This window comes from Paenibacillus physcomitrellae (genome assembly GCF_002240225.1).
In the GTDB taxonomy this organism is placed as follows: Bacteria; Bacillota; Bacilli; order Paenibacillales; family Paenibacillaceae; genus Fontibacillus; species Fontibacillus physcomitrellae.
Genome location: NZ_CP022584.1, coordinates 3,481,198 through 3,503,325 on the forward strand (window position 1 = coordinate 3,481,198; position 22,128 = coordinate 3,503,325).

The 22,128-nt window shown below is 52.4% G+C and carries 19 protein-coding genes; 12 read left to right on the forward strand and 7 right to left on the reverse strand.

The window, feature by feature from the left end; translation table 11 throughout:
* The first annotated feature begins 2 nt into the window (after nucleotides 1-2).
* The 4 genes from CBE73_RS15690 to pyk all read left to right on the forward strand — a co-directional run bounded on the left by CBE73_RS15690 (nucleotide 3) and on the right by pyk (nucleotide 4,622).
* Nucleotides 3-1,193 (forward strand): Ger(x)C family spore germination protein, encoded by a 1,191-nt coding sequence (locus CBE73_RS15690; protein WP_094095016.1) that lies wholly within the window; start codon nucleotides 3-5, stop codon nucleotides 1,191-1,193.
* Nucleotides 1,190-2,728, forward strand: coding sequence for a GerAB/ArcD/ProY family transporter (locus CBE73_RS15695; RefSeq protein ID WP_094095017.1), 1,539 nt, complete (start codon nucleotides 1,190-1,192; stop codon nucleotides 2,726-2,728). Before CBE73_RS15690 ends, CBE73_RS15695 begins: the two co-directional genes overlap by 4 nt.
* Nucleotides 2,729-2,903: 175 nt before the next feature.
* Nucleotides 2,904-3,077, forward strand: a complete 174-nt coding sequence (locus tag CBE73_RS21980; protein ID WP_157739598.1) for a hypothetical protein — start codon at nucleotides 2,904-2,906, stop codon at nucleotides 3,075-3,077.
* Between the two features lie 129 nt (nucleotides 3,078-3,206).
* Nucleotides 3,207-4,622, forward strand: coding sequence for a pyruvate kinase (gene pyk / locus CBE73_RS15700; protein WP_094095018.1), 1,416 nt, complete (start codon nucleotides 3,207-3,209; stop codon nucleotides 4,620-4,622).
* A 109-nt stretch (nucleotides 4,623-4,731) separates the two neighbouring features.
* Here the strand turns inward: pyk and CBE73_RS15705 are convergent, their stop codons facing one another.
* Nucleotides 4,732-4,860 (reverse strand): DUF4023 family protein, encoded by a 129-nt coding sequence (locus CBE73_RS15705; protein WP_083180456.1) that lies wholly within the window; start codon nucleotides 4,858-4,860, stop codon nucleotides 4,732-4,734.
* A 313-nt stretch (nucleotides 4,861-5,173) separates the two neighbouring features.
* Between CBE73_RS15705 and CBE73_RS15710 the strand changes: the two genes are divergently transcribed.
* The 8 genes from CBE73_RS15710 to cydC all read left to right on the forward strand — a co-directional run bounded on the left by CBE73_RS15710 (nucleotide 5,174) and on the right by cydC (nucleotide 18,332).
* A complete protein-coding gene (locus CBE73_RS15710; RefSeq protein ID WP_094095019.1) occupies nucleotides 5,174-6,637 on the forward strand; it encodes a catalase in 1,464 nt (487 codons plus the stop codon).
* 276 nt (nucleotides 6,638-6,913) lie between these two features.
* Nucleotides 6,914-8,905 carry a S9 family peptidase gene (locus CBE73_RS15715; protein ID WP_094095020.1) on the forward strand — a complete coding sequence of 664 codons (1,992 nt, stop codon included), beginning with the start codon at nucleotides 6,914-6,916 and terminating at the stop codon, nucleotides 8,903-8,905.
* Between the two features lie 240 nt (nucleotides 8,906-9,145).
* Nucleotides 9,146-9,619, forward strand: coding sequence for an IS200/IS605 family transposase (tnpA, locus tag CBE73_RS15720; RefSeq protein WP_094092635.1), 474 nt, complete (start codon nucleotides 9,146-9,148; stop codon nucleotides 9,617-9,619).
* 253 nt (nucleotides 9,620-9,872) lie between these two features.
* Nucleotides 9,873-11,669 carry an adenine deaminase gene (gene ade, locus CBE73_RS15725; protein WP_094095021.1) on the forward strand — a complete coding sequence of 599 codons (1,797 nt, stop codon included), beginning with the start codon at nucleotides 9,873-9,875 and terminating at the stop codon, nucleotides 11,667-11,669.
* A gap of 678 nt (nucleotides 11,670-12,347) precedes the next feature.
* A complete protein-coding gene (locus tag CBE73_RS15735; protein WP_094095023.1) occupies nucleotides 12,348-13,754 on the forward strand; it encodes a cytochrome ubiquinol oxidase subunit I in 1,407 nt (468 codons plus the stop codon).
* A complete protein-coding gene (gene cydB, locus CBE73_RS15740) occupies nucleotides 13,741-14,757 on the forward strand; it encodes a cytochrome d ubiquinol oxidase subunit II (protein ID WP_094095024.1) in 1,017 nt (338 codons plus the stop codon). The genes CBE73_RS15735 and cydB overlap by 14 nt, the downstream gene beginning before the upstream one ends.
* Before the next feature lie 24 nt (nucleotides 14,758-14,781).
* Nucleotides 14,782-16,605 (forward strand): thiol reductant ABC exporter subunit CydD, encoded by a 1,824-nt coding sequence (gene cydD, locus CBE73_RS15745; protein ID WP_094095025.1) that lies wholly within the window; start codon nucleotides 14,782-14,784, stop codon nucleotides 16,603-16,605.
* Nucleotides 16,602-18,332 (forward strand): thiol reductant ABC exporter subunit CydC, encoded by a 1,731-nt coding sequence (cydC, locus tag CBE73_RS15750; RefSeq protein ID WP_094095026.1) that lies wholly within the window; start codon nucleotides 16,602-16,604, stop codon nucleotides 18,330-18,332. The genes cydD and cydC overlap by 4 nt, the downstream gene beginning before the upstream one ends.
* A 159-nt stretch (nucleotides 18,333-18,491) precedes the next feature.
* Here cydC and CBE73_RS15755 read toward each other — a convergent pair whose 3' ends face one another.
* The 6 genes from CBE73_RS15755 to CBE73_RS15775 all read right to left on the reverse strand — a co-directional run bounded on the left by CBE73_RS15755 (nucleotide 18,492) and on the right by CBE73_RS15775 (nucleotide 22,125).
* Complete coding sequence (locus CBE73_RS15755) at nucleotides 18,492-19,520, reverse strand: ABC transporter substrate-binding protein (protein ID WP_094096348.1); 1,029 nt, start codon at nucleotides 19,518-19,520, stop codon at nucleotides 18,492-18,494.
* Between the two features lie 179 nt (nucleotides 19,521-19,699).
* A complete protein-coding gene (locus tag CBE73_RS22205; protein WP_174704749.1) occupies nucleotides 19,700-19,855 on the reverse strand; it encodes a hypothetical protein in 156 nt (51 codons plus the stop codon).
* A gap of 169 nt (nucleotides 19,856-20,024) precedes the next feature.
* Nucleotides 20,025-20,435 carry an NINE protein gene (locus CBE73_RS15760; RefSeq protein WP_094096349.1) on the reverse strand — a complete coding sequence of 137 codons (411 nt, stop codon included), beginning with the start codon at nucleotides 20,433-20,435 and terminating at the stop codon, nucleotides 20,025-20,027.
* A gap of 9 nt (nucleotides 20,436-20,444) precedes the next feature.
* Nucleotides 20,445-20,795, reverse strand: a complete 351-nt coding sequence (locus tag CBE73_RS15765) for a TM2 domain-containing protein (protein WP_308420921.1) — start codon at nucleotides 20,793-20,795, stop codon at nucleotides 20,445-20,447.
* 218 nt (nucleotides 20,796-21,013) lie between these two features.
* Nucleotides 21,014-21,658, reverse strand: a complete 645-nt coding sequence (locus CBE73_RS15770) for a nitroreductase family protein (protein WP_094095027.1) — start codon at nucleotides 21,656-21,658, stop codon at nucleotides 21,014-21,016.
* Between the two features lie 14 nt (nucleotides 21,659-21,672).
* Nucleotides 21,673-22,125, reverse strand: a complete 453-nt coding sequence (locus CBE73_RS15775) for an RrF2 family transcriptional regulator (protein WP_094095028.1) — start codon at nucleotides 22,123-22,125, stop codon at nucleotides 21,673-21,675.
* Nucleotides 22,126-22,128 lie beyond the last annotated feature (3 nt).

A 22,128-nucleotide genomic window follows, 5' to 3' on the forward strand; every position in this document is an offset into this window, starting at 1 on the left:
GCATGTGGAGAAAAATAGCGCTTGTCCTGATGTGCATGCTCCCGCTCACAGGATGCTGGGACCGTCTTGAGTTGAATGACCGAGCCATCCTCCTCGGATGGGGCATGGACCTGCTTGAAGACGGGCGTTATTTGGCTACGGCTAACATTGTCCTTCCTATGGCTGCCAAAGCTCAGGAAGGGAGCGGGGGAAGCCCCGGGTTCCTCACGGAGAGCGCCATCGGCAAGGATATTACCGACGCCGGTCAAAATATGCAGAAGAAGCTGTCGCGCGTCACCTTCTCCGGGCATCGCCGGAATATTTTTATTGGAGAGAACCTGGCGAAACATGGGATCGGGCATTTGATGGACGAGTATACGAGAAGTCCAAACGTTAGACCCCGGAGCAATATATTTATTGTTAAGAACGGTACCGCCCAGGAGGCAATGGCTCTGTTTTACAGGCTAGAGACGAATCCGTCGATTGCCGTACAGAAGATCCAGGAGAAGCTTGGGGCGCCGATCAGCCGGTCGCTGTTGGATTTTTTTATCCAGATTAACAAAAATAAATCCGGAGTAATGCCCACAATCGAGGTCGTGAACCCGGAACGGGAGGTCCCCAAAAAAACCGAAAACGATAGTCCGCCGCAGCCTACGTTGGAAATGGACGGGATTGCGATTATGGATGAGAACATCAAGCTGGTGGGGTATCTGGAACCTGATGATTTCTGGGTCAGGCTGTGGGTAGCCGATGAATTGAAGAAAAGAGACATTACCAAAACGATTGACGGTAAAGAAAATACGGTCAGTATGCGTTTAAGCAATCTCCGCTCCAAAGTTACTCCTATCTTTCAGGATGGTTCGGTTTCCTTTAAGATCCGGCTTACGGCCCGAGGAGAAATTGTGGAGAACAATACGGCTATGAATGTCGCGGAAGATCAGGTCATTCTCAAGCTGGAGCAAACCTTTCAGAAACGGCTTGAGGCCGATGTTCTTCAGGTGATCAAAAAGGTTCAAACCCAATACGGAACAGATGTGTTTGATTTCGGGGATACAATCCGGATGTTCCATCCTTATAAGTGGAAGAAACTCGAGCCGGACTGGGAGCAAACCTTTAAACAGGCACCGGTAGACGTGCAATTACAGCTGGATATTACGGGGACGGGACTTTACGAGCAGTCCGTGCTTCCTAAAAGGAGCAGAGATACTGAATGAAGATCAGCAACCAACAGCTCTTTTGGATGATCCTGATGCTGAACGTAGGGATTAATCTTCTGATTGCCATAAATCTTGTCATTCGGAGCGGTCATCAGGATGCCTGGCTTTCTTCCATGATCTCAGGTCTGATCGGCCTCGGTACGGCTTATCTCGGGGCGAAGGTTTCTTTGAGGCATCCCAATCAGACATTGGTCAAGTTTAGCACGGTGATATTAGGTAAATGGCTGGGGAAACTGATCGTTATTCCGTATATAGCTCAGTGGTACCTCGTAATTCCGCTGATTATGCGCGATCAATATCATTTTGTGCACACTAATGTTTTGTTCATGACACCGGCATGGATGGTCATAGGTTCCATGCTTCTGGTAATTTTATATACCGTCTTGCAAGGTGGAGTTGAAGTTATTGCGCGCTGTACGCAGCTTTGGGCTCCGATTCTGATTGTGATCATGATCCTCACCTTTGCCCTTACCCTGAACAATTTGGACTGGAGAGCCTTGTTTCCGGTTTACGGCTTGACGGGGATCACTTCGATCATGGCTGGTTCTTTGGTTCCAGCCTCTTTGTTAGGGGAATCGGCGAACATCATGATGCTGATTGCTTTTGTAGATAAGCCGGATAAGTCTACCAAACGCGCGGCTATGTCAGGTCTTCTTATGTCGGCTTTCTTTATCATGATGGGGATTTTGTGGGTACTGATGACTTTTGGCTGGCATATTGCTTCCAAGCTTAAATATCCTTTTTTTGATATGGTAAAACTTGTGTACCTGATGGAATTCATCCAGAACATGGATATTTTTGTTATGGCCGTTTGGCTGGTCAGTATTTTTGTGAAAATGTCGGTCTATTTGTTTATTGCCGGTTATGGAACAGCTCAGTGGGTAGGGAAAGAGAAGAAGTGGAAATACTTTGTCATGGTTCCATTTTTGACGACTCTCGTCCTTAGTTTCTTTCTGATCAGGAGCAACTTCTCGAATGAGGTTATTCTAAACCGGCTGTGGATAGCTCTATTTCTGCCGCTTAACGGATATGTAATTCCGCTGCTGCTTTGGATAGTATCGGCCATCCGGTTCCGGTCAGGGAAATCAGGCGAGCAGACGGACAAGGGACAGTCACAGTCAGGTAACGGGCAGGGGAATAAGGATCAGCCGGATCAGCAGGGCAAAGATCAGCAGCAGGACAAAGATCAGCAGCAGGGCAATGGTCGGCAGAACAAGGATCAGCAAGATAAGGATCAACAGAAGAGAGACGGTAAGAGCCAAGCCCCAGTTGGTGCTGATCATGATGATCAGCAAGCCGTAAGTCAGCAAGATCAGGATAAGCAGCAACCGCAAGGCGGGAGTCAGGCGGGAAGCCAGCAGCAAGCTGCAAATGAACAGCAGTCTCCTGAACCTAAGCAGCAGCAAACGAGTAACGAGCAGCAACAGGCCGCCCGCGGGCGGCAAACCAATGATCAGCAGCAGGCTGAAAATGGGGAGAACCAGCAAAACAGCGGTTCACAGCGCCAGAACTCCAATCCAGGGAGTAGCTGAAGCCGGGAAAGTTACGGTGCGAATCATGCAAGTCCGAATTGTCCGCGGAGGGACACGAGTAGGGACTACCCGGATGCATGTCGTGCCGGAGGACAAGGCATACTATGCCTGAACTTGATTCGTCCAGCTGGATAAGGAATTTGGGTCATACCGTCATTTAGGAGGAGAGCAGATCATGACTAAAGACAAACATCAGAAGCATGAACGTCAAATAGCCAGCAACAACGGCCAGAGCGATACTGCCGGTGGACGCGGCGAACGGAGAGCCGGAAGAAAAGCTCAGTTCAAGAACCACAGTCAGGATGGCAGCGGTATTCTGGACGAGTATCTGGATCCCCGGACAGAGTAAATATGGCGGCTGCCGGAGTTTATCGGCAGCTTCAGCCCCCGGCAGCGGGGGCTTTTTTTTGGAGATAGGAGAATGGGGTAAGGATAGTTAAGACGAGTTCCAACTTTATGGTGAAGGAGGCTGTTTGAAGTGCAGAAGACGAAAATCATATGTACACTTGGCCCCGCTTGCGACGAACCGGATGTATTGAAGCAGATGATCCAGGCCGGCATGACAGTCGGGCGTCTGAATATGGCGCATGGCGAACTGGAGGATCACGCCAGAAGAATTGCAGGTGTACGCCGGGCAGCGGAGGAGCTAAAGACGTTTATCCCGCTGATGATGGATATTAAAGGCCCGGAAATCCGGATCGGCAAGCTGAAGGAGGCTTCGGTCATGCTGGAGCCGGGGGCTTCGATTACGTTGACCACGGAAAAGATACAAGGGGATGCCGAGCGGGTTTCCGTTAATTATCCGGATATGCCGAAGGTTGTAAAGCCAGGCGACCGGGTGCTTATTAATGACGGACTGATCGAGCTGCATATCGTCAAGGTAGACGGAACGGAAATGCTGGCCAAGGTGATCAGCGGCGGACCTCTGAAGCCAACGAAAGGGGTTAACCTTCCAGGCGTAAGAACGACACTGCCAGGCGTTACCGAGCGAGATGTTCGGCATATCCATTTTGGATTGGAGCAGGGCATTGAGATGATTGCGGCTTCCTTCGTCCGCCGGGGAGATGATATCCGCGAAATTCGTAAAATTCTGCTCGAGCACGATGCAGGCCATATTCAGATCATCTCTAAAATTGAAAATGGAGAAGGCATCGAAAATCTCGATGACATTATTGAGGCCTCAGACGGTATCATGGTGGCCCGCGGTGATTTGGGTGTTGAAGTTCCGGTAGAGGATGTCCCGATGCTGCAGAAGGAAATGATTGAGAAATGCAATTTTGCCGGCAAGCCGGTCATTGTGGCTACGCATATGCTGGAGTCGATGCAGGTAAATCCGCGTCCGACGCGGGCCGAAGTCGGCGATGTGTTCAACGCTGTCATGCAGGGTGCCGATGTGGTAATGTTGTCCGGCGAATCGGCGGCGGGCAAATATCCTGTGAAGGCCGTGCAGACGATGGCGACCGTTGCCAAGAAAGCGGAGAGCGTCCTGAACTATCAGGAACAATTCAATCGAAAAAGAATGCAGCATCCTTCCGATATCACCGAGGTCATCAGCCAAAGCGCTGTTAACGCCTCTCTTGAGCTGAAGGCTGAAGCGATTATTGTGTCGACCGAGAGCGGCTTTACGGCCCGGATGGTCTCCAAATACCGGCCGGAGGCGCCGATTATTGCCGTTACGCCTCAGCGGCACGTGCTGCCGCAAATTTGCCTTCTTTCCGGCGTCATTCCGGTTCTGGGCGACAAAGTGGCGACTACGGATGACATGTTTGAATCAGCGATCCGCAATGCGATGGCTACCGGATATATTCATAAAGGAGATACGATCGTCCTTTCGGCAGGGCTGCCTATCATGCAGGCCGGCACAACCAATCTGGTGAAGGTGCAGAAGATTTAATGAAGGTAATACAAAACAAAACCAGGAGAACGGCTAGAAGCTCTCCTGGTTTTGTTAATGTCTCAGAAAGTCTAAAATTCTTAGATTCTGAAGTTATAATCTGTAATTCCTATTTGTTAGTCCCGTGCCGTTTGGTCGGCAGTACGGCATTAGGAGTGCCTTGGCCCCTCTTTTTGTTCCGTTCCTGATTCTTCTGGTGCTGCCGCACTTTCTCCACAAACTCATGCGTGCTGTCCATGGCTGCCCCTCCTTCCCTGAATAAGAACCCCCATTTACTATGCCCTCTTAGCTGAAAAATCATGAACGAGCGTCACAAAGTCGAGCTTCTCTGGGTTAAGGAGGCCTGATCCGCGTTGATCTTGTCTTCATTGATCCACATAGATCCACATTGATCATGGATCTTTATTGATCTTCATTGATCTTCATTTTTCTTCATTTTAGTCTCAGGATCATTCATGTTTCTTTCATTTGCCCTTCATGATTAATGAGAGCAATGATGTTAGAATCAAATTTAGATCAAGTCTAAATTCACGCGATGAGGTGTTCATAATATGGATCAAAGAATGACGACAAACCAGGGGGCTCCCGTAGGAGACAACCAGAATTCAAGAACAGCAGGCAGACGGGGACCGGCGCTGCTGGAAGATTATCATCTCCTGGAGAAGCTGGCGCATTTCGACCGGGAGCGTATTCCGGAACGTGTAGTGCATGCCCGCGGGGCGGGGGCACATGGAGTTTTTGTAACGGAAACGGGTATGGGGGCTTATACACGAGCCCACTTCCTTCAGGAAGCTGGCCGCGAAACACCAGTGTTTGTCCGTTTCTCAACGGTCATCAACTCGGCGGGATCGCCGGAAACAGCCCGCGACCCGCGCGGCTTTGCCGTGAAATTCTATACAGAGGAAGGCAACTACGATATTGTCGGCAACCATCTGCCCGTGTTCTTTATCCGTGATGCGCTGAAGTTCCCGGATATGGTTCATTCCCTGAAACCATCCCCTGCCACCAATGTACAGGAGCCGGGCCGGTACTGGGATTTCATGACGCTGTCACCGGAATCGACGCATATGCTGACCTGGTTGTTCTCGGATCATGGAACACCGGCGAACTACCGGGAGATGGACGGCTTTGGCGTTCACGCCTTCAAATGGGTGAACGGCGAAGGCAAAGTCACTTACGTGAAATATACATGGAAATCCAAGCAAGGGGTTCGGAATTTATCTGCAGAAGAAGTTGTGGAAGTGCAGGGTAAAGATTTCAACCATGCTACACGTGATTTGCATGAGCATATCGCCGCAGGCGACTTCCCTCAGTGGGAGCTGCATGTGCAGCTGATGCCGGTGGAAGATCTGGACCTTTGGAGTTATGATCCGCTGGATCCGACTAAAGTGTGGCCGGAGGAACACTATCCGCTGCTGAAGGTAGGCACGATGACGCTGAACCGTAACCCGCAGAACTTCTTTGCCGAAGTGGAACAGTCTGCCTTCTCCCCAAGCGCGACTGTACCGGGAATCGAGCCATCCGAAGATAAGCTGCTGCAGGGTCGTCTGTTCTCTTATCCGGACACGCAGCGCTATCGTTTGGGCGCCAACTATATGCAAATTCCGGTCAACTGTCCTTATGCGCCGGTGCGGAATCATCAGCGTGACGGACAGATGAATGTGAATCAGGATCCTTCGCCGATCAACTTTGAGCCGAACAGTTACACAGAGAGCGTGAAAGAAGATCCGGCTTACAAGGAGAGCGTAATGCCGCTCAGCGGGCAGGCCGGACGCGAAAGAATCGAGAAAACGGACGATTTTACCCAGGCAGGGGAGTTGTACCGCAGCTACACAGATGTCGAGAAAGACCATCTGATCAGCAATATCGTAGGCGACTTGAAGCAGACGAATGAGAAAATCCAGCTTCGGGCGATCTGCAACTTCTTCCGCGCAGACGTGCAGTATGGTATGCGGATTGCTCAAGCGATGGGCGTCGACATCGGAGGATTTATGCCTTCCAACATGCCGCGTTAATTCACGCGTTAATTGAATAGATAGCACAGCCAAAACGTTTAGGCCGCCCCATCGGTCTGAACGTTTTTTTATTAGGGAAAGGGAGGATCTCACTATTTTTAAAATGATCCATAAGAAACTGGAGGTTTCAGGCTTCCATAACGTTCTTCCCCTTCCGCCCTCTCAGGTTGACGCCTCGAATGCAGGGGAATAAGATAGTTATAACTTTACCGGGTACCCGGGATGGATTCTTATTTCATAATCTAACTTGAAGGTTACATAGGAGGCGACAACAGCATGGCGGCAAGGCGGAGGGTTACTTCAGAAGATTTGTACGAATTAACTTGGGTTTCGGGATTAAGCGTACATCCTGCGACCGGGGAAGTAGTATACGGAGTCAAGAAGGTCAATAATGAACATACGGGTTACCTCACTCATTTCCGCAAGCTGGATAAGGAGGGCAATGACCGGGTTTATACCTCCGGAGAAACGGACGGTGCTCCTGTCTGGTCCCCGGACGGAACCAAGCTGGCTTTTATCAGAAAATATAAAGATCATCCTCAGATCTGGATTCTGCCTCATGAGGGCGGGGAAGCAGCCGTAGTAACAGAGGCGCCTTATGGCGTGGAAGGCTTCATTTGGTCGCCTGACAGCCGATCCCTGTTATTCAAACAGCCTGTAGGAGGACCGGAAGAAGTCAAAGCCGAGGACAAGGCTAATCGGGTTGTAGTCAGCAAGCGCACAAAGCCTAAATCCGACGGCAGCGGCGAATGGGACGGCCGTTACCGCCATCTGCACCGCATCGGGCTGGAAGATGGAGCGGTTCAGCAGCTGACGGAGGGGAACTTCGATGTCGGAAGCATGGCCTGTGCCCCGGATGGCAGCAAGTTAGTGTTTACGGCTACGATTCCAACGAATCCTCATACGGATCCCGATCTGGAGCTGACGAACGACCTGTTCGAACTGGCGGCCGAGGGAGGTTCGCCGCGCCGGTTAACCTCTTCGCAATATGACATACATTTGGCGGTTTATTCGCCGGACGGCCGGGAGATTGTCTTCTTGGGCGACGATCTGTCCTACAGCAATGCCACACTGGTTCAGCTCTACCGGATGCCGGCAGCCGGCGGGGAAGTCACCTGCGTAACCGCAGGGCTTGATCTGATGATCTCAGCGGCGGCAGTCAGCGATATGCGGGGCAGCACATTCTATAAACCTGTATTTAGTCCGGACGGAAAACAGGTCTACACGCTTGTCACCATTAAAGGCAGCGTCCACCTGTACAGCTTTGCCCTGGACGGAAGCCGCGCTCCGGAAGCTTTGACGCAGGGTGAACGCGATCTGTTCGGATTTGCGTTAGACCCGTCTACGGGAAGCTTTGTGATTGCTGCGGCTGATCCTCTGCAGCCGGGAGATCTGTTCCGGCTTGACCCGGTAACAGGCGAAGAGAAACGTCTTACGGAGCTGAATAAGGAGCTGCTGGCCGGACTGGAATTGAGCGAGCCGGAAAGCTTCTGGTTTGAGGCTTCCGACGGCGAGCAGGTTCAGGGCTGGATCATGAAGCCCGCCGGCTTCACAGAGGGCGGCAAATATCCGGCTGTGCTCGAAATCCATGGCGGTCCGCACGCCATGTACGCTCACACTTTTATGCATGAGTTCCAGCTGCTCGCCTCCCAGGGTTATGCAGTTGTGTACAGTAATCCGAGGGGCAGCCACGGCTATGGTCAGCTGTTTGTGGATGCCTGCCGGGGCGATTATGGCGGCCGGGACTATCAGGATCTGATGGAGCTGACGGATTATGCGACCGACCATTATTCCTTTATCGACGCGGACCGCTGGGTTGTCACGGGCGGAAGCTACGGCGGATTTATGACCAACTGGATCGTCGGTCACACGAACCGCTTCAAAGCCGCTGTTACGCAGCGTTCGATTTCCAACTGGATTTCCTTCTACGGCGTCAGCGACATCGGTTATTTCTTCACGGAGATGGAGATTGGCGGCGGCAATCCTTGGGAGCATACGGAAATGCTCTGGAAGCATTCCCCGCTGGCTTATGTTCAGCAGGTCGATACTCCGCTGCTTATCCTGCATGGTGAAGAGGATCTGCGCTGTCCGATTGAACAGGGCGAGCAGCTCTTCACGGCGCTTAAGCGGCTTGGCAAAACTGCGGAGCTCGTCCGCTTCCCGGGGGCGAGTCATGATTTGTCGCGGACTGGCCGCCCTATTCTGCGGGTAGAGAGACTGAACCGGATTGCCGGATGGTTTAATCAGTATCTGGAGAGCCAAGTGTAAAATGGAGCTCCCATCTGGCTGGACCGAATAGAAATAGCGGCCCAAATTTAGACTAAGGTTAAAGAAACTGCCGATTGTTTTCGGCAGCTTCTTTATTTTTAGGCTTTAGCCTGTTGAGCACGTGAAACGTGCGAAATATAAAACCACCCGCTATGCGGGTGGAGGGATCTAGGGTTACACCAATAAGACCATCCGGATAAAATTGAGATGTTCAGGCTCAATTCGAAAGGATGGTCTTATATGGAAAATAAAAATTTTAGTTTAGCGCACACAAAGTGGATGTGTAAGTATCACATTGTGTTCACCCCGAAGTATAGACGTAAAGAGATCTACAATCAAGTGAGACGAGATCTAATTGAAATCATGAAGCGTCTATGTAAATACAAGGGAGTAGAGATATTAGAAGGGCATATGATGCCGGATCATGTCCACATGCTGGTGGCGATCCCACCGAAAATATCGGTGTCTTCCTTTATGGGCTATCTAAAAGGGAAAAGCGCACTCATGATATTCGAGAAGCATGCCAACTTGAAGTATAAGTATGGGAATCGGAAATTCTGGGCGGAAGGCTACTACGTAAGTACAGTGGGGCTAAATGAAGCCACCGTCGCCAAGTACATTCGAGAGCAAGAGGCACATGACCAAGCCGTAGATAAGCTGAGTGTAAAAGAGTATGAAGATCCATTCAGCAGCAACAAGGGCAAGAAAAAGTAAAACCAGTTTAACTGGTAAGTGAAAGAGACAAATAACACTGAGCCTGAACGCTTTGTGGTCAGGCTAGCGTCTTTAGGCGCAGTTTGGTAACAGGGGGTTATACCCCTAGTGCAAACCACCCGTTGGACGGGTGGTTCTGATTTTTACAAGGGGACAACGTTTTCAAGCCTGGAAGGGCTCTTGCAAAGAGTTGACATTCCGGCTGGTTGCTATATAATTTGTCGAAATAACGAGCAGAAACGGGGAATAAGCGATGGAAACAAAACGAAGACGCGAGCTGTACGAGGTCAGCGGCAGGCTTGCGAAGGTGGCCATGGGCCGGGACAAGGCGGATCTGGTCGTGCAAAACGGCACGCTGGTCAACGTTTATTCCGGCGAACTGCTGGAGCATACCGATATTGCCATTGCTGACGGAAGAGTGGCCTTCGTTGGCCAAGCCGATCATACCATTGGACCGAATACCAAGGTTATGGACGCGGAAGGGCGTTTTCTGGTTCCGGGTCTGATTGACGGTCATATGCATGTGGAAAGCACGATGATGACGGTGACGGAATTCGCCAAGGCGGCGCTGGTCAAAGGCACAACGGCCGTATTTATGGACCCTCACGAGATCGCCAATGTCTTCGGGGATGAAGGTGTGGCCTGGATGCATGAAGAGGGGCAGGGAGTTCCGCTGAAGGTATTTACTACGTATCCTTCGTGCGTGCCGGCAGCGGAAGGTCTGGAGGATGGCGGGGCCGCTTTGGAGGTCAAGGACATTGAAGGCGGTTTAACCTGGGAAGGCGTTGCAGGTCTGGGCGAGGTCATGAATTTCCCTGGTGTCGTTTATGATGATCCGAAGATGAAGGGCGAAATTGAAGCGACCATCCGGGCCGGGAAAACGGTCACCGGACATTTTCCAAGTGATGATCAGCAAATGCTGCAGGCCTATATCGCTTCGGGGGTGACGTCCGATCACGAAACTGTTACCCGGGAGCAGGGGCTTGCCCGGATTCGACTGGGCATGAATCTGATGATTCGCGAAGGCTCCGCCTGGCAGGATGTGAAGGAAGTCATTAAAGTCGTTACCGAGGATCACGCGCCAACGGGCAATATAACGCTGGTGACGGATGATGCCTATCCGCAGACTTTGGTGGAGAAAGGCCATATGAATCACGTGGTGCGCCGTGCGATTGAGGAAGGTGTAGAACCGGTTACAGCGATTCAGATGGCTACGATCAATACGGCGAGATACTTTGGTATGGAACGGGATTTAGGGGCTATCGCTCCGGGAAAACGTGCCGACATCCTGCTTATCGGCGATTTGCGGCAGATGGTTCCGGCAGCTGTGATTGCAGACGGAGAAGTTGTCGCGGAGCAGGGGCGTATCGTAGTTCCTTTTCCGGCCTACGTTTATCCGGAGAAAGCCCGGCAGTCGGTGAAGCTGGCCCGTGCGCTTACACCGGAGGATTTCCGGCTGCGCAGCAAACGGACGCCTGCTGATGGAACGACCCGGGTAAATGTCATTCAGGTTATCGAGAACAGCGCCCGCACGGCTGGACGGACGGCCGAACTGGCTGTGAAAGACGGATATATTCAGCCGAATCCGGACCAGGACGTGGTGCTGCTTGCCTGTATAGAGCGCCATGAAGGAAGCGGGCAAATCTCACTTGCTTTTGCAAGCGGCTTTCAGTTAAAGGCCGGGGCGGTGGCTTCCACCGTCGCGCACGACAGCCATAATCTGCTCGTTATGGGCGTTAATGAAGCAGATATGGCTTTCGCAGCAGCCAAGCTGGCGGAATGCGGCGGCGGCATGATTGCCGTGAAGGACGGCAAAGTGCTGGGCCTGGTCGAAATGCCGGTAGCCGGGCTGATGTCCGACAAACCGCTGGACCAGGTGGTGGAAGAGGTTCGCGGGCTCGAGGCGGGCTGGAAGGAGCTTGGCTGCACGATCCATGCTCCATTCATGACGTTCTCTCTGATCGCGCTGCCGGTCATCCCGGATCTGCGCATTTCCAACCGCGGACTGGTGGATGTGACGACATTCCAGCTTACGGATGTGGAGCTGTAGACTATCTTTTGATGAGGTAAGTGGGCTGGCTGGTGCGGACTTCAGCAGCAAAACAAAACCGCCGTTCTTTCCCTGGGGAAAGGCGGCGGTTATTTTTATTTTAAATAGGAAAGGAATTAAAATTGATGTGCAAGGTTATGGGTAAAGGGAAAGCTTAAATCTAAATGGTTATTGTAAGGTTCCAGACTTGAACTTAATGCGTTTGTTGTTCGAGCTGATCTTCTTCTTTGAAAATCTTTGCGCAGAAAATGCCAATGACTATAAAGCTGACAGCCACCAACGCAGACATAAGAACCATCATGTCGAATCTTCACTCCTTCTTTTTCTTCTTCCTGATCTGTACGAGTATTATGATACCTGAATCCCGGAAAGGACGCATAGCCCGTTCGGGCTATAAAATGACTTCAAAATTGAACGTTGTGAGGCAGATCACATAACAAGTCTGTCAATGAGCTTTGAGGCAAAAAGACTTCGAAATCGCCTATGGTTTTGCCTGATTTGTGTGCAATTTCGACGAAAGTTGTGATTATGGTCACAAATTTTATAAATTTCCGTTTTCTATTGTGATGTTTATCACAATACCCCCTTTGAAGAACTGCCATGATAAGAACAGTGAGTTTTCCAAGCAAGAGAGGCAGTTTGCCTCCCATTCTTATCGTTCAAAGGAGAGTATGATCCATGGATCCGTTAGTGCTTGCACGCATCCAGTTTGCTGCGACGACCATCTTCCACTTCTTCTTCGTGCCGATGTCGATCGGGTTGGTATTTATGATCGCGGTCATGGAGACGATGTACGTCGTCAAAGGCAAAGAAGTGTACAAAACAATGGCAAAGTTCTGGGGCAAGCTGTTCCTCATCAACTTTGCGGTCGGGGTCGTTACAGGCATCCTGCAGGAGTTCCAGTTCGGCATGAACTGGTCCGATTATTCCCGGTTCGTCGGAGACGTCTTTGGCGCGCCGCTTGCGATTGAAGCGCTCGCCGCCTTTTTCCTCGAGTCAACCTTTATGGGGCTCTGGATCTTCGGTTGGGAGCGTTTGTCCAAGAAAGTCCATCTGCTGTGTATTTGGCTGGTTTCTTTCGGTACCACGCTGTCTGCGCTGTGGATTCTGGCGGCGAACTCGTTTATGCAGCATCCGGTAGGGTTCGAAATCAACAACGGTCGCGCGGAGATGAACGACTTTTTCGCCCTGATCGCCAATGGGCAGCTGTGGGTGGAATTTCCGCATACCGTCCTCGGTGCGCTGGCCACCGGCTCTTTCCTGATCTGCGGCATCAGCGCGTACAAAATGCTTAAGAAGAAAGACTATGCTTTCTTTAAGAACTCTTTTAAAATCGCGGTCATCGTAGCTTTATCGTCTTCTTTCCTGACCGCCATCTTCGGTCACCAGCAGGCTCAGTACCTGGTAGAGACCCAGCCGATGAAAATGGCCGCATCCGAAGGCCTCTGGGGCAAAAGCGGCGACCCTGCTCCATGGACGGTCGTTGCGGCGATTGATCCGAAGACCAAAGAAAATAAATACGAAATTAAAATTCCTTACCTGCTCAGCTTCCTTTCCTACAGCAAACTGAACGGGGAAGTCAAAGGCATGAACGAGCTGCAGGCCGAGTATACGCAAAAATACGGCGAAGGCAATTACATCCCGCCGGTGCGCACGACCTTCTGGAGCTTCCGCATCATGGTGGCAGCAGGTTCGCTCATGATTTTGTTTGCTGCTTACGGCTTGTACCTGTGGATGCGCAAAAAAATGGACCGCCCGAACAAAGGTTACCTGCGTTTGATGCTGTTTGGCATTTCGCTGCCTTATATCGCGAATACTTCAGGCTGGATCATGACGGAATTCGGCCGCCAGCCTTGGACGGTATTCGGGCTGATGACCACCGCCGACTCCGTGTCGCCTAACGTGACCGCAGGCCAGCTGCTGTTCTCGATTATCGCCTTCTGCGCAATTTATACCGTGCTGGCCGTCGTGATGGTGTTCCTTTGGGTGAAAGTGATCAAACAAGGTCCATACGCCAAAGACCATTCCGACGACGAACATTCCACAGATCCGTTCGGCAAGGAGGGGTATCATGCTGTCTCTTAATGAGCTTTGGTTTATTTTGGTGGCGGTGCTGTTCATCGGCTTCTTTTTCCTCGAGGGCTTTGATTTCGGGGTTGGCATGGCTACAGGCATTCTTGCCAAAAACGATACGGAACGCCGCGTGTTAATCAACGCGATCGGCCCGTTCTGGGACGGCAATGAAGTGTGGCTGCTGACGGCGGGCGGCGCCATATTCGCCGCTTTCCCGAACTGGTACGCCACGATGTTCAGCGGCTACTATACACCTCTAGTTGTGCTTCTGCTGGCGCTGATCGCCAGAGGGGTCGCTTTCGAATTCCGGGGCAAGGTGCAGGACGACCGCTGGAAAAAAACGTGGGACGTCTGCATTTTCATCGGCAGCCTGCTGCCTCCATTCCTGCTGGGCGTCGTCTTCGCCGGCTTTATGAAAGGCCTGCCGATCGACGGGCAAATGGAGATGAGAGCCGGACTGTTCGACATGGTGAACTGGTATACGCTGGTGGGCGGCATTACCGTTACGGTGCTTTGTTTTGTGCACGGCCTTCTGTTCACGGTACTCCGCACGGAGGGAGATATTCAGAACAGAGCGCGCAAGCTGGCTAAACAGATGCTGTATCCGCTGGCGGCCCTGCTGGCCCTGACCGGCATCGCCACTTATTTGGCTACGGATATCTTTGAAGCTCATGGCGCCGTATTAAGCGTGTTGGCTTTGCTGGGACTGGCCGCTTTCCTGCTGGCCGGTTATTTCCTGAGCCGGAAACGGGACGGCTGGGCTTTCGGCATGACCGGCGCGGTCATTGCTTTGGCGATTGTCGGCGTATTTGCCGGGCTGTTCCCGAACGTGATGATCAGCTCGATCGATACGGCTTTCAACCTGACGATTCATAATGCGGCCTCGGGCCATTATTCGCTGAAGGTCATGACGATCGTCGCCGTGTCGCTGCTGCCGTTCGTGCTCGGTTATCAGATCTGGAGTTATTTCGTCTTCCACAAACGGGTGCACGAGAAATCGCATCTGGAATATTAATCATTGAGACAGGAATGAACGGACATGGACAAAAACTTGCTGAAGTTAAAAGGAATTCGGACGGTTATGGCGTTCATGGCCGCGCTGACGTTCATTCATACTCTTGCCGTTATTGTGCAGGCCAAGTGGCTGGCGGATGCCGTCACCGGCCTGTTTAACGGCGAATCCCTGCAGGAACAATACGGCAGCCTCGTATTGTTCCTGCTTGGTTTTACGGTCCGGCAGCTGACGAACCTGCTGCAGCAGCGGCTGGCCTACCGTTTTGCCGAACGAACCGGGAGCGCGCTGCGCAAGGCGTTTGTAGGCAAGCTGTTTGCGCTGGGTCCCCGTTTTGCCGCCCGGGAGGGCACAGGCAAGCTGGTCACCCTGGTGCTGGACGGCATTTCCAAATATAAAACCTATCTGGAGCTGTTCCTGCCGCGCATGCTGGCCACGGGAATGACACCTGTCCTGGTTTTGTTGTTCGTGTTTACACAGGATGTCATGTCGGGCCTAATTTTGATTATTACGATGCCGATTCTGATCGTCTTTATGATTCTGGTGGGGCTGGCAGCACGCCGGCAGACGGAGCGGCAGATCGGCACGTACCGCGTATTGTCCAACCACTTTGTGGATTCGCTGCGCGGGCTGGAGACGCTGAAATATTTAGGCCGGAGCAAAGGCCATGTCCGCTCCATCGAGAAAGTCAGCGACTCCTACCGCTCAGCTACGATGAGAACGCTGCGGGTAGCTTTTATGTCCTCGTTTGCCCTGGATTTCTTCACGATGCTGTCAGTGGCGTCGGTGGCGGTGAGCCTGGGGCTCCGTCTGATTGACGGGCGCCTTACCCTGCTGCCAGCGCTGACGGTTCTGATCCTCGCGCCGGAATATTTTCTGCCGGTGCGTATGGTCGGCGCAGATTTTCATGCGACGATGGACGGCAAAGAAGCGGGTGAAACGATCCGCGCGATTATTGCCGGAACCGACGACCCCGAGACCGCCGGTTCGCATAGGACTATGAAGGCTGGCCAAACCGGCGCGCCTTTGGCAGCTCAGCCCGGAAATGCCGTTGAACCGATGCCCGACCGGAACATGAAGAACCAAACCCCGGGACAGATTCTTTGGACCCCCTCAAGCGTTTTAAAAATGTCCGGCCTCACCGTAAGCCACGGGGAAGGCGACAAGGACTCCCTTGCCGGCATCACCGCTACCTTGCCGGGAACGGGCCGAATCGGCATTATCGGGGAGAGCGGCGCAGGCAAGTCCACCTTGATCGACGTAATCGGCGGTTTCCTGAAACCAAACGCCGGGACTTTTAGGCTTGACGGGATGGAGCTGGACAACTTGGCCGTGCCCGACTGGCGGAGTCTGATAACGTACATCCCGCAGCGGCCATTTCTGTTCAGCGGAACGCTCGCTGAGAACATCGCTTTTTACGCGCCGGACGCTTCGGAAGCGGACATCCGGGGGGCGGTTCAAGCGGCCGGGCTGGAAGAGCTGCTTCATAGCCTGCCGCAAGGATTGGCAACGCTGGTCGGCGGAGGAGGGCGTCCGCTGAGCGGAGGGCAGGAGCAGCGCGTTGCGCTGGCGCGGTCTTTTTTGTGCAGCCGTCCCGTGATGCTGCTGGACGAACCGACAGCTCACCTCGATATCGAAACTGAATATGAGCTGAAAGAAATGATGCTGCCCATGTTTGCAGGCAAGCTGGTGCTGCTGGCGACCCATCGCCTGCATTGGATGCGGGAGATGGACCAGATCCTGGTGCTGGAGCAGGGCAGGCTGGCGGAAATGGGTACCCATGAAGAGCTGATGGCCCGCAAGGGCGTTTATTACGGACTGGTAAATGCGGAAAGGGAGGCATTGGCATGAACGGGGAAACGTGGTTTAAACCTTTTTTTCGCGCCTATTTCTGGCGGTTTGCGCTGATCGTGCTGCTCGGCATCCTGACGCTGGCGTCGGCAGCCATGCTGATGTTCACCTCCGGCTTTCTGATTTCGAAGTCCGCGCTCAGACCGGAAAACATCCTGCTCGTTTATGTTCCGATCGTCGGCGTCCGCACCTTCGGGATTGCTCGGGCAGTGATTCATTACGTCGAGCGGCTGACCGGCCATGACGCTGTGCTGCGCATTTTGTCGAAAATGCGGGTCAAGCTGTATAAGCTGCTAGAACCTCAAGCTTTATTTATTCGTTCTCGTCAAAAAACGGGGGACATCCTTGGCGTATTGGCGGAGGATATCGAAAATTTGCAGAACGTGTACATCCGGACGATTTTTCCGGCGGCAGCTGCCGTGGTCATGTACGTTTTGGCCGTTGTTTTTGCCGGCCGCTTCAGTCTCGGCTTCGCAGCGCTGGCCGCGATTTATCTGTTGGTTCTGATCGCTGTGCTGCCTTATATCTCCTACCGGCTGACCCGGGCGAAACACAAACAGCTAAAGGAACAGCGCAGCGGGCTTTACCAGAAGCTGACCGACGCGGTGATGGGCATCGGCGATTGGGTCATCAGCGGACGTGCCGCCGCTTTTGCGGACAGCTATGAAGAAGCCGAGACCCGCGTGACCCGGATCGAACGTTCTTTGCGCAGCTGGGCCCGGCTGCGGACGTTGATCGGCCAGCTCGCAGTCGGCCTGGCCGTAGTGATTACGCTGTATTGGTCCGGGCAGGAATACGCCAACGGCCGCATTGACGTTACGTTGATCGCTGCGTTTGTGCTGGTTATTTTTCCGCTGATGGATGCCTTTCTGCCAATCTCCGAAGCCGTGGAGCGGATTCCGCAATACCAGGATGCGGTGGCAAGATTAAACCGGATCACAGGGTCCGGCGGCGAGCCGGCTGTGGTAACTTCCGCGCCGGCCGTTCCACAGCCCAGTCAGGTCCATATTTCGATCCGAGATGTCTCTTTCGCTTATAGCGAAGGAGAACGTCCATCTGTTTCCCATGTGAACCTGGAGCTGCCGCAGGGCAAACGGATTGCCGTAATCGGCCGCAGCGGCGCGGGCAAATCTACGCTGCTTAAACTGATCCTCGGAGCGCTCGCGCCAAGTGCGGGCGAAGTCACCTTAAATGGCATACCTGCGGCGGAGCTGGCTCCGCGTATGTCCGAATATGCGGCGGTGCTTAACCAAAGCCCGCATTTGTTCGATACGACGGTAGGCAACAACATCCGGCTCGGCAAACTCTCGGCTACCGACGAGGAAATCGCCGCGGCCGCCAATTCGGCCCGTCTGGGCGGGCTGATCGCTTCGCTGCCCGCCGGCCTCGATACGCCGATGCACGAAGCCGGTCAGCGCTTCTCCGGCGGCGAACGCCAGCGCGTGGCGCTGGCCCGCGTCCTGCTGCAGAACACGCCCGTCCTCATTTTGGATGAGCCGACCATTGGCCTTGATCCCAAGACGGAACGGGAGCTGATGGCGACCGTCCTGGAGGCGGCTAAAGGCAAAACGCTGATCTGGGTGACGCACCATCTCACCTTTGCCCGCCAGATGGATGAAATTATTTTTATGAATCGGGGCGGTATAGAAATGAGAGGCACCCACGATGAGTTGATGGCAAACCATGAACGATATCGCCGTTTATATCGGCTGGACCGGCCGGAATGAAGGGGAGGTTCTGCATTTTTCCGCACTTCCCCGCACTTTCCCGCCATACGAAACAAAAGAGGCTTTCCCGACCGCGTTGCGGTCTAGGGAGAGCCTCTTCTTATAGCCACTCGATTAGGTTTAGATTGAACAGCAATGAGCTTTCAACGCTTTATTTGCTTATTTCACAAGGTTGCTTAGGACATCATCCATAATTTGTCCGCCGGCAACGGCGCCTTTATACATCCAGCCGCCAGTAGGACTGACTTCATGCACATTGCCATTCTTCACAGCCTTCAGTCCCTGCCAAAGAGGGCTTTTCACCGTCTCGGATTCAGGACCGTCACTGTTCATCACAAAGAGATGGTCAGCATCCAGCTTGGACAGCTGCTCGAGAGGAACCGGATTCCAGTCGGCCTGAGCCGTTTTGGAAATATCAGCTGCGAGACTTGGTTCTGCAAAGCCTAAATCTTTGTACAGCACTTCACCGCTGGCCACGCTGTCTTTAACCATATAGACGGTTTTCTGCGTAATCCACAACACGGCTGCGGATTGTCCGGTTACGCCTGCGGCTTCCAGTTTGGATTTCGTGTCTGCCGCTTTCTGATCATAGTCAGCAAGTACTTTCTCTGCTTCATCCTGCTTGCCGAGCAGATCGGCAATGGTAGTGAGCGATTTGCGCCAATCATTGCGAACGGCATCGCCTAGCACAAAGGTTGGAGCGATGGCCGAATACTGCTCATACAATCCTTTTTCGACAGCAGATTCGGAATCAATGATGATCAAGTCTGGCGTAAAGCTGGCTACCTGTTCAGGCGGCAGGTCATATCCGATAGCCGGTACATCGGCTAAAGAGGACTGGAGATAGTCCTGAACGCTTTTTCCGTCCGCGACCGACCATTGGGCTACAGGTTTTACCCCAAGGGCAACGAGGTGATCCTCCAGGTAGGAAGCGAGCACTCTTTGCGGGTTAGCAGGAATTTTAACGTCATGGCCCATTGCATCTTTAATCGTCCGTTCCGTCGCTTCGCTAGGCGCCGCGGAATCGCTTGGCTCCGTCGAAGCTGCTGCATTGCCCGCATTGCTGCCCGCGTTGCTGCTGCCTGCACTGTTGTTTGCAGCGTTGCTGCCGCAAGCCGACAGAACCAGCATCAGAACCAACAGGCTGAGCAGTACAAAGCTGGATTTGCCGGTCTTTTTCTTAAACATATTCAACATTCTCTAATCCCCCATAGTTAGCAAAATAGTTGTCTCATTGACTTAAATGATAATGATTATCACTATCGTTGTCAATTCAAATTTGGGAGAGGCGGCGTCAGAGCCTATGGAGGCGGGTGCCAAACTTATTTTGATAAAACTTATTCAAATAAAACTAATTCAAATAAAACTTATTTAAGTAATCCTGCTTCCCTTGCTTGTTCTTCGGTAAGAATAAATTCTTCCGTCGGCCAGGTATCGTCTTCGTTGCCGATCCCGAACCACTGCATGACCTGCGGCCAGATGCCTTTATCAATCGCTTCGCTTTGCGTAATAATTACTTTCATATCGGATCTCCCCCTGTTATTAGATGAAGTGGAAATGACCTTTCATTAACTTGATTCTATTTCATGTTTACCCTTTATGGCTGGTTTGTATGCTTATCGGACCTTCTGCCGGAAAATAAAAAAGGCCTTTTTGCACATTCGGCAAAAAGGCTTGCATTCCTGCTGCCCGTCAATTCGGAGTGTGGGGCGGACGACGGAACGTCATGAGCTGGCGAATCAGCTCCTGTTCGGTTCGGTCATTCCATTCGCGAATCATGCGGGGAATCAGAAACAGGTCAATGATAATCCACACTGTCAGGATTATACCGCACAGTACGGACAGCAGCAGCGGAAGCAGCCCGGAGAATTCGTCTTCCGGATATATTCCCTGCAGTACGGCGAACAGGAAATAAAGCAGCAAAGCGGCCAGAAACAAGATAAGTTGAACGACGGCCGTTCCGGTCTTCTTCAAATAAAAGCGGTGTACGCCCAGGTGGCCTCCGAGAAGCATGAGATAGGCCAAGGCGAGCGACTTCTCCTGGCGCTCCATTTCCGAGTTCAGCACCAGCAGCTCTTGAGCCGTCAACTCTCGCTTGATCATAGCCATGACTTAAGGATGAAACGACATGCGGCCGCCGCGTTCGAGTTCGATCTGGCTGATCACATCGGCTTCGATTTCGGTGTTATGATCCCGGACCCAAAGATGGACCAGAAAGGCGTCCACGATCCACCAGATTCCGGTGATGATCAAACCGACGACGGTGAGCGACAGGATCAGCTGAAGGATCGCTGTGCCTATCCGTTTCATGTAGAAACGATGTCCGCCGACTATCCCAAGGAAATACCAGAGGATATAAGCTACGATCATGTTTTTCCCCCGTCTTTTCACCTCGGAATCGAGCAGCAGCAGCTCACGGGTGTCGAGCTGGCTTTTCCTTGCCATGTTGTAATTCATACTCATTCATACCCCTCCTGGAAAATGCCATAATCGCTCCAAGTATACACACCGCTATTGGAAAGATCAATAAAAACCGTAAGAATCTAACTATACCTAAAGGAGGACAAAGCAGGGGGAAACCGGAGGATGGAGCAGCCAAATAAAAGAACCGTCCCCGCGCAGCGGCAGGGACAGTTCCAAGGTATAACGTATAACATTATTCCGAATATAAGTACATACTATTACTTAAATGAATTCCAGTGAGCGACTTCGTCCAGGGTAAGACGGGAGCTTGGGTGTCCGGCTTCGGCAGCTTTGCCGACTGCGATCAAGAGCGCAGGCTCATAAGTATTCGGAACCTCGAAGGCTTCCTTGAACTGCTCAGCGTTATAGCCGCCCATTGGCACTGTGTCGTAGCCCATGGAGCGGGCGATCAGCATCAGCTGCATCGAGATCAGTCCGGCATCAAAGGTGTTGATCCGGCGGAGCACTTCCTGCGGCATGCCGCCGTACATTTTGACGGAGTTTTCAATCATTTTGTCGCGGATTTCTTCATTCATAATGCCGAATTCGGCAGTGCGGTGGTAAATTTCCGAAGCCTTGTCGTAAGATCTCATGTCTACAAGCACGGCAATAACAGCGGAGGCCTCAACGACCTGCTTCTGGTTGTATGCGATAGGAAGCAGCTTTTCCTTCAGCTCCTGATCATCAATAATCAGAAAACGCCAAGGCTGCAGGTTGGAAGACGAAGGAGCCGTAAGGGCCAGCTGCAGCATCTCCTGAAGCTCTTCCCGGGGAATTTTCACGTTTGAATCATAATGACGAACAGAACGTCTTTCTTTCAAGATTGTGCTCAGGTTCTGTGTCGCCTGAAGTTGGTTGCTCATTGTCTCATCCTCCATCAATTTTGTTCTCTATTTGCACAGCTTTGAATCAAATCCGCGATGGTGTAATCCTTCAAGATGTCCAGCATACTGCCGTTGATTCTCCCGATAATCTCCGTGAAAGAACCCTTCAAATCCTTCTGGGACTCGCAAGGTCCTACCGTTTCCAGCATTGCGCTCCAATGGAGATCTTTCCTCTCCAAAGCCAGATAAACCTCATCCAGAGTAATCTGCGCCGGAGACCTCTTCAGAAGATAACCGCCAACCCGGCCTTCGCGGGTTTCCAAAATGCCGCCTAACGCCAGCTGGGATAAAATTCTGCGGATCAGTGTGGCTTCAGATCCTGTTGCTTTGGCGATGGCATGGCTGGGGCAAGGTTCTTCACCAAGCCGGGATAATACGACAAGCGACTGGAGGGCCAAACCAAACCATTTGAAATTGGGGGACTTGCATCGTTCAGCTTCAAACATTGT